4 protein-coding genes and 1 pseudogene are annotated in these 7,239 nt (G+C 72.3%); 2 read left to right on the forward strand and 3 right to left on the reverse strand.

Translation table 11 applies throughout. The features are described 5' to 3' along the window. From F8271_RS28640 to F8271_RS28650, 3 genes and pseudogenes are all read right to left on the reverse strand, one after another. A pseudogene (locus F8271_RS28640) lies at positions 1–1,668 on the reverse strand (TIGR02680 family protein); the annotation flags it as partial. Positions 1,669–1,679: 11 nt separating this feature from the next. Continuing rightward, positions 1,680–3,071, reverse strand: a complete 1,392-nt coding sequence (locus F8271_RS28645; RefSeq protein WP_151492957.1) for a DUF2398 family protein — start codon at positions 3,069–3,071, stop codon at positions 1,680–1,682. Next, positions 3,068–4,636, reverse strand: coding sequence for a TIGR02677 family protein (locus F8271_RS28650; protein WP_151492958.1), 1,569 nt, complete (start codon positions 4,634–4,636; stop codon positions 3,068–3,070). The genes F8271_RS28645 and F8271_RS28650 overlap by 4 nt, the downstream gene beginning before the upstream one ends. Positions 4,637–5,176: 540 nt before the next feature. Between F8271_RS28650 and F8271_RS28660 the strand changes: the two genes are divergently transcribed. Together F8271_RS28660 and F8271_RS28665 are read left to right on the forward strand one after the other, a co-directional pair. Continuing rightward, complete coding sequence (locus F8271_RS28660; RefSeq protein WP_192580502.1) at positions 5,177–5,488, forward strand: hypothetical protein; 312 nt, start codon at positions 5,177–5,179, stop codon at positions 5,486–5,488. A gap of 383 nt (positions 5,489–5,871) precedes the next feature. After that, positions 5,872–7,077, forward strand: a complete 1,206-nt coding sequence (locus F8271_RS28665) for an IS110 family transposase (RefSeq protein WP_151492960.1) — start codon at positions 5,872–5,874, stop codon at positions 7,075–7,077. Positions 7,078–7,239: the final 162 nt, after the last annotated feature.

Raw genomic sequence — 7,239 nt, forward strand, 5'->3', positions numbered from 1 at the left:
GGCCACCTCGGCCCGCCGGTCGGCCAGCGCCGCCCGCTGCGCCGCCAGCGCCGCGAGCCGGTCCCGCCGCTGGGTCACCGCGGTGGCCGTGGCGTCGGCGTACACCTCGCGCAGGGTCCGCGCGCCCGGCTCGCCGGTGGTGTCCACGACGGCGGCCAGCACAACCGCCAGGTCGGGGTGCGCGATGTCGGCCAGCAGCCCGGCGTTGCCCTGCGCCCACTGCTCGAGCTGGGCGCGCAGCCGGGCGCGGGCCTGCGCGACGGCGTCCTCGGCGCGCCGCTCGGCCTGCTCGGCGTCGTCGGCGGCGGCCGTGGCGCCGGCCGCGTCGGCGGCGGCCCAGGCGTGGTCCCGGTCGGCCTGGTCGTGCCGCGCCACCTGCGCGCGGACGGCGCGCACGTCGTCGCTGCGGGCGGCGGCCCGGGCGGTGATCCGGGCCGCCAGGTCATCCGGGGCGGCGTCGTCGGCGCTCCAGGTGATCCCGGCCGCCTCGGCGTCGAGCAGGAGATCGGCGGCGAGCCGGTCGACCGCCGTCCTCGTGTCCCGAGCCGCGACCGTCGCCCGTTCCCATTCGGTGCGCCGCCGCACCACCGTGCTCTCCTCGGCGACAACGGCCTCGTCGGCCCGCCCGGCCGCCTCAGCCAGGTCGTGAACGTGCCGTTGCAGGTCGGCGAGCTGCTCGTGGGAATGATATGCCGCCGACGTCTTCAGACTGTCAAGGTGGGCGCGCAGCCGTCCGGGCTCGCCCTCGACGGCCCGCAGCCGCTCGCCCGCCGCAGACTCCGCCTCGGCCGCCGCGTCGGCCGTGTGCCGGGCGTCGTCGAGTGCGGTCGACCGGGTGGCGACCGCGTCGCGGCGGGCGGTCAGGGCGTCGGCGGCCGCCCGCGCGTGGGTCCGCAGATAGGTCGAGTAGACCGTCAGGAACGCAGCCGTCGCGGCGTCCGCCGCCACCAGCCCTTCGAGGGTACGGGCGACCGCCTCCATGTCGTCGAACGAGCGGGCGGCCTCCACCAGCAGGTGGTCCTCGACCGGGCGCAGCCCTCGTTGCAGCGTGCGGGACAACTCGACCGGGTTGAGGTCCTTGGCCAGTTGCGGCTTGCGCAGGGTCAGCACCAGGTCCAGCAGTTGCTCGTAGCGGGCCGGGCCGAGACCGAACAGCCGTCCGTCGACGAGCTGCCGGTAGTCCTCCGCCGAGTCCCGCACCGCCTCGGCGCCCAGCCGGTCGATCAGATCGCGGCGGGTCAGCGGCCGGTCGTCGGCGTCCAGCAGCGAGAAGTCCACCCCGACCCGGCCGTCGACGACGAAGTGCCAGCGGGTGACCCGGTCGACGTGCCGGTGCGCCCGCAACCCGATGCCGACGGTCACGTACCGCTCGCCGTCGCCGAACTCCATCCACACGTACGCGTGGGTGACCTCCTGCCCACGGTAGAGCAGGTTCGACTTCATCGTCCGGTCCTCGCTGGCGAACGGGTTGAGCCGGCGCGGTTCGATCCGCCCGTCGAGGACGAACGGAAAGAGCACCTCAAGCGCCTTGGTCTTGCCGGAACCGTTGGGCCCGCGTAGCACCAGCCACCCGTCGACGAAGCTGAACTCCTCGTCCCGGTAGTCCCAGAGATTGATGATCCCGGCCCGGGTGGGAGCGAAGCGGCGCACGGCGCGTTGCTCGATCACGATCGACTTCCTTAGAACAGGGTCTCGGTGGTGGCTCGGGGCTTGACCGTGGCGACGGTGTGGCGGTAGCGGCCTACCAGCGGCCGGACGAGCACCCCGCCCGGCACGGCGGTGACCGCGCCGAACCGTTCCAGCAGCGCGACCGCCTCGCCGCGCAGCCGCTCCTGGTCGGCGTGCCATTGGGCTCCGAACGCGGTCCCGTACCGCTGGAGAATCTCCCCGACGGCGGTACGCAGGAAGCTGTCGGTGATGAACGGCAAGCGTTCGGCGTGGTCGGCCTCGTCGTGGCCGGTCTCGCCCTCGACGGCCCGATGCTTGTCTGGACCGGCGTCGTCGAGGCGCACCAGGGTGGCCGTGGGCAGGCCGGCGTCGATGTGGCCCGCCAGCGCCTGCTGCCGGGCGTGCCCGTCAGGCGGGGTCAGCCGCTTGACCCGGCGGCCGTCGGGATCGGCAACCCGGTCGGCCATCTCCACCGCCAGCAGCACCGCGGCCTGTGCCACCGAACCGGTGCCCGGGAACCGCTCCACGGTGAACCCGCTGGTGTCCACCAGCAGCACGCCCTCGGCCCGCCGCTCCACCCGCAGCCCGGTCAGCCGGGCCAGGTCAGCGGCGAACGCGGAGCCGCGCAGATGGTTGGCGACCGCCAGCTCGACGTCGACGTGGTAGACGACCGGCGACTCCACCACCGCCCGCCGGGCCGCCTGGGCCGCCTGCCGGCGCTCGGCGTTGCCGCTGCTGCCCAACGCCCGGTCCAGCAGCGCCGACACCGACTCGACGTGCTGCAGCACCCGGGTTGGCCGGAACAGCGCGAACACCACGTCCCGCGCCACGTCGTACAGCGCCTCCCCGGCCCCCGGGTCACTGGCCCAGGCGGCGCTGGAGCCGTCGGCCAGCCGCAGCACACCCCGCTCCTCCAGCCAGCCGACCGCGTCCACGAACGCCCGCCGGTCCGGGCCGTGGTCCGGATCCAACCCCAGGCCGGTGATCCGGTTCGCGTCGCCGGCCACCGAGTCGGCCAACTCGCTGAGGGTGATCTGGATCCCGGCGCGGCCCAGCACCGCCAGGCACAACGACAGGTACGCGTAGCGCTGCCGGTCGAACGGCCGCCCGGTGCGCGACACCGCCGGCTGGGTGCCGTCGAGCCGGTCCTTCGCCCGCACCAGCCGGGCCGTGGAACCGTGCAGCTCCAGCCGATAGCCGAACGCCTCGGCGAGATCCCGGCGCAGGGTGGCGGCGAACCGCCGCACCCGGGGCAGCGCCCGCTCGTCCGGCCAGGTCGCCGTGATCAGCGGATGGCGCAGGACCAGCCGGACCGCCCGCTGGTAGTCGGCCAACTCCCACTCCGGAACGTCGACGGCGAACCGGTGGACCGCGGGCCGGGGAGCGCTGGATTCCGTGGTCACGCCGGCACCAGCTCGGGACGGCGGACCGCGGTGTGCTGCGCGGCGGTGACCGTCAACGCGTACCCGTCCAGATGCAGCCGGCCCTCGGCGGTGCGCACCGTGGTGAACCGGCCCGGCGCCGGGGTGAGGGTCAGCCGCACTCCGTGCGCGGCGGCCGCCAGCGGCACCCCGGCTCGCCCACCCACCCGAGCGGCGAGGGCGATGTCGAGCAGACGCAGCAGGACCTGGGTCTGCGACCGATCCAACTGGTGATCGTCGACGCCCACGCCGGCCAGCACCGTCGCCGCGTCGGCCAACCGCCGCTCCCGGGCCAGCTGATCGCCGCGCAGCCGGTGCCGGCGCTCGTCGACCCGGTCCAGCCGGGCCGGCCGTCCCCGACCCTGACCCGGTGCCCGGCCGGTGGTCACCAGGGTGCGGGACAACTCCACCGCCGGCGCCTCCCACCACGACAGCCGGCTGGCGATCGCCTCCGGATCCGGGTGCGCCACCCCGGCGTGGCGCGGAGCGCCGAGGCCGAACACGACGTCGAAGAGGGCGTGCGCGGCCTCCTGGGTGCCGGTGTGGGTGAACCACGCGGCCAGGTGCCGCAACTGCGACTCCCGGCTGACCCCGCCACGTCGCGCCTCGGTGACCCGGCGCAGCAGGGCCAGGACGTCACCGATCGCGGCGATGGTGGCGTCCGACAACCGGTCCGCCTCGCTGGGCTGCTCCGGGCCCGGCGGCGCCAACCAGGACCGCAGCCCCGCCCAGCGCCGCCGCCAGTCCTCCAGCCGCTGCACCGGGGTGTGGAACAGCCGCTCGTCGGCCTCGGCGGCGGCCTCGATCAGCCGGTCCAGCCCGGTCGCCTCGACCTCGTGCACCGCCGCGCGCAGCCGGGGCGTGTACCGCTGCAACTCGTCGTGGAAGTCCCGCAGGTGAGCCAGCAGGGCGTCCTTGTGGGCGAGGAACACCTCCGGCCGCACGTCGTTGGTCCGGCCCAGGTCGCCCAACATGTGATAGAAACGCGCCGCCCGCTCGGCGATGTCGGCCAACGCCCGGTCCAACCGGTTGAACTTGCGGTAGACCTCCTCGGCATCCCCGGCCTCATTGGCCGCAGCGAGCGCATTGAGGTCCGCCAGCAGGTCGGCGAAGACCAGCCGGGACAGCGTCGAGTCGTCCATGCTCGCCGACAACACCGCCTCCACCGCCCGGTGCGCCCGGTATCCGGCCTCGGTGAACTGGTATACCGAGTGCCGGTTGCGGTACTCCGCCAGCGTGGTGGCCCGGGAACCGTCCTGCCCCCGGTCGAGTACCCCCCACTCCACCAGGGCGTCGAGCAGCCGCGGCAACTCCAGCCCAGCCGGGTCCGGGCAGTCGGCGTTCGTCTCGTGCAGCCCCGCCAGCGCGGCGGCCACGTCGGAGGTGTGCAGCACCACGTGGTAGCTGGACCGCGCCGAGTCGAACGCCCGCAGCAGCCACAGGTAGGCGAACCGGTTCTCCGCCGTGACGTAACCGAACAGCCGCATCCGGTCGTCCAGCCCGAAGTCGTCCAAACCGAACGTGGGTCGGGATGGCTGCGCGGTCATCGTTCTCCTCCCCAGGACGCGAACGGCTACCCACCCTACCCACCCGGTCTCGAAGGGCAGCGAGGCGCGCGGGGCACCGGCGGTCTCCGAGGTGATCGTGGAACCTGCGTCCAGAGCTGCTGCGCCTGGGTAGGCGCTGTGACCCGCAGCCCTGGCCGGCGCGACCGGTAGCCCCGAGATCGGACAGGCTGGCCATGTACGCGAGCTGTCCGGCTGTACCTTCGGATCTTCAAGTGGGCCTGTTCTTGCGCCGCACGGCGTACAGGTCGACCCGGAACCGGTCGGCGAACAACGCCAGCTTGTCCCGAGTCGGCGAAGCCATGGTGACCAGGCCCGGCGGCTCCACCGGTGCGAAACTGCTCCGGTGCCGCGGTGGTGTCCTCGCCGCGCAGGTCCAGCAGACGTGCCAGTCGGGCGTCATGCGCCCGTAACCGCTCCACCTCCCGCTGAAGATCGACGAACTCGGCCACCGAACTCATGCCGACCATCCTCGCGGATCGGGCTTCGAGCACCCCGACACCGGTCCGCTATCCTCCGCCGATGGCATCGAAGGGCAACGCCGCGCTGGAGGCGATGATCGAGGAAGCCACGGTCGACGCGTACGGCGACGACGAGCAGCTCGCCGGCCTGTTCACCATGATCGAGGAGCATCTGGCGGTGCCGTTCACCACCACCGTCCTCGGCGTCGAGGTGACCGTGCGCAAGGTCGACCTGACCGCGGACAGCATCGTCGCGGTCTGCGCCCGAGGCCGCCACCGGCAGAAGATTGATCTACTCGACCTGCCGCCACCCACCCCCGCGCCGGACGGTGCCGGGTGGATCGACGCCTACCGGCACTGGGCCGGAAGGTAGGCCAGCAGTGAGCGAGTACCGGTACTACGAGTTCACCGCCGTCGACCGGCCCCCGGCAAGGATCGTGGGGGCGACCGGCGTGCCGGCATGACTCCCCGGGCAGCCGACGCCAGCGGTAGCGGACGCCGGGTGTCCCTTCGGACCCGCAACCGGACATCGAACTATGTCATTAGCTGAGGTGGACCCGGAGGGTCGGGTGACTGTCTGGGTGTGTGCTGCCGATGTCATGGCCAGCTTGGAGTAGGACGCCCCGGCCCTCGCTGACGACCGCTGTATCAGCACTGGATGGAGACTTGCGACCGATCGCCCTTTCCGAAGTTGTGGCTACTGAACTGCGGCGGGTCCACGCCCCTTGACCAGACAACCAAAGAGGGTGATGCCCGATGGGCAGCCTGTGGGCCGGCGTTGACGTCGGCAAGACCCACCACCACGTGTGCGTCATTGACGACGACGGCACCGTGGTGGTGTCCGAGAAGATTCCGAACGACCAGCAGGCCGTCTCCGGCATCGCCGGGCGGCTCGGCAAACGCCGCAAGCCGATCCGCTGGGCCGTCGACCTGCGCGGCGGACCTGCGTCACTGCTGCTGGCGGTCCTGTTCGACCGCGGTGCGGACGTGCGCTATGTCAGCGGCACGGTCACCTCGCGGATGGCGGAGGCGTTCCACGGCGAACGCAAGACCGACGCCCACGACGCCTACGTCATCGCCCAGACCCTGCGTATGCGCGGCGATCTACCGGTCCTCACGGTGGCTGACGGGGTGCAGCAGCAGTTGAAGCTGCTCGTCTCCCGCCGCCTCGATTTGGTTGCTGACCGGGTCCGGATCACCGCCCGTGTTCAAGACCTTCTGACCATGATCAGCCCCGCCCTGGAGAAGGCACTCAACCTGCGCAGCAGGGGTGCGCTCCGGCTCCTCGCGCAGTGGCAAAGCCCCGGCGGGCTGCGCCGCGCCGGCGAAGCCCGCATCCTGGCCTACCTACGCCAGCACGGCGTCCGGGCCGCCAAGGCGCTGACCGTCAAAGTCCTCGCCGCCGCGCGGACGCAAACCGTCGCCGTCGAGGGGGAGACTACCGCGGCCGTGATCGTGGCGCAGATGGCCACCGACCTGGAAGCGGTCAACGACCGCATCACCGCCATTGAAGAAACCATCGCCGCGGTCGTCGCTGAGCACGAACTGGGGGAGATCGTCACTAGCCTGCCCGGCATCGGCACCACCCTGGCTGCCGAGTTCCTCGCCCACGCCGGCACCCTCACCACCTACCCGAGCGCTGCGGCGCTCGCCGCGCACGCTGGCCTCGCGCCGATCTCCCGCGACTCCGGCCGCCGGCAAGGTCACCAGGTTCGGCCCCACCGCTACCACCGCGGGCTACGCCGGGTGTTCAGCATGTCCAGCTTCACCGCCCTGACCCACTGCCCACGATCCCGCGCCTACTACGACAAGAAGAGAGCCGAGGGAAAGACCCACCGCCAAGCCACCGCCGCCCTGTCCAGACAACGCCTCAACGTCCTCTGGGCCTGCATCCGCGACAAGACCCCCTACCAGCCCAAACAGCCAAGATCAGGGGAGCTGGTGACGGGACTGTACAAATAACGGCTGATCGACCGATCAAGGGAGAGACGCCAGATGACGACCGAGACGACCGTGGGACAGCCGGCCGCCGAGCCGGTGGGTGCGGTGACGGATGAGCAGTTGATCGCGATGCTGGCCGATCGGGCTCGTGGGGACGGGCTGCGGTTGACCGGGGAGGGTGGG

Origin of the sequence: Micromonospora sp. ALFpr18c (genome assembly GCF_008868155.1) — a bacterium.
Classification (GTDB): domain Bacteria; phylum Actinomycetota; class Actinomycetes; order Mycobacteriales; family Micromonosporaceae; genus Micromonospora.

Excerpts from the sequence above, each read along its gene's own strand:
- F8271_RS28650 (WP_151492958.1), bottom strand. The coding sequence starts at position 4,636 with ATGACCGCGCAGCCATCCCGACCCACGTTCGGTTTGGACGACTTCGGG.
- F8271_RS28660 (WP_192580502.1), top strand. The coding sequence starts at position 5,177 with ATGGCATCGAAGGGCAACGCCGCGCTGGAGGCGATGATCGAGGAAGCC.
- F8271_RS28665 (WP_151492960.1), top strand. The coding sequence starts at position 5,872 with ATGGGCAGCCTGTGGGCCGGCGTTGACGTCGGCAAGACCCACCACCAC.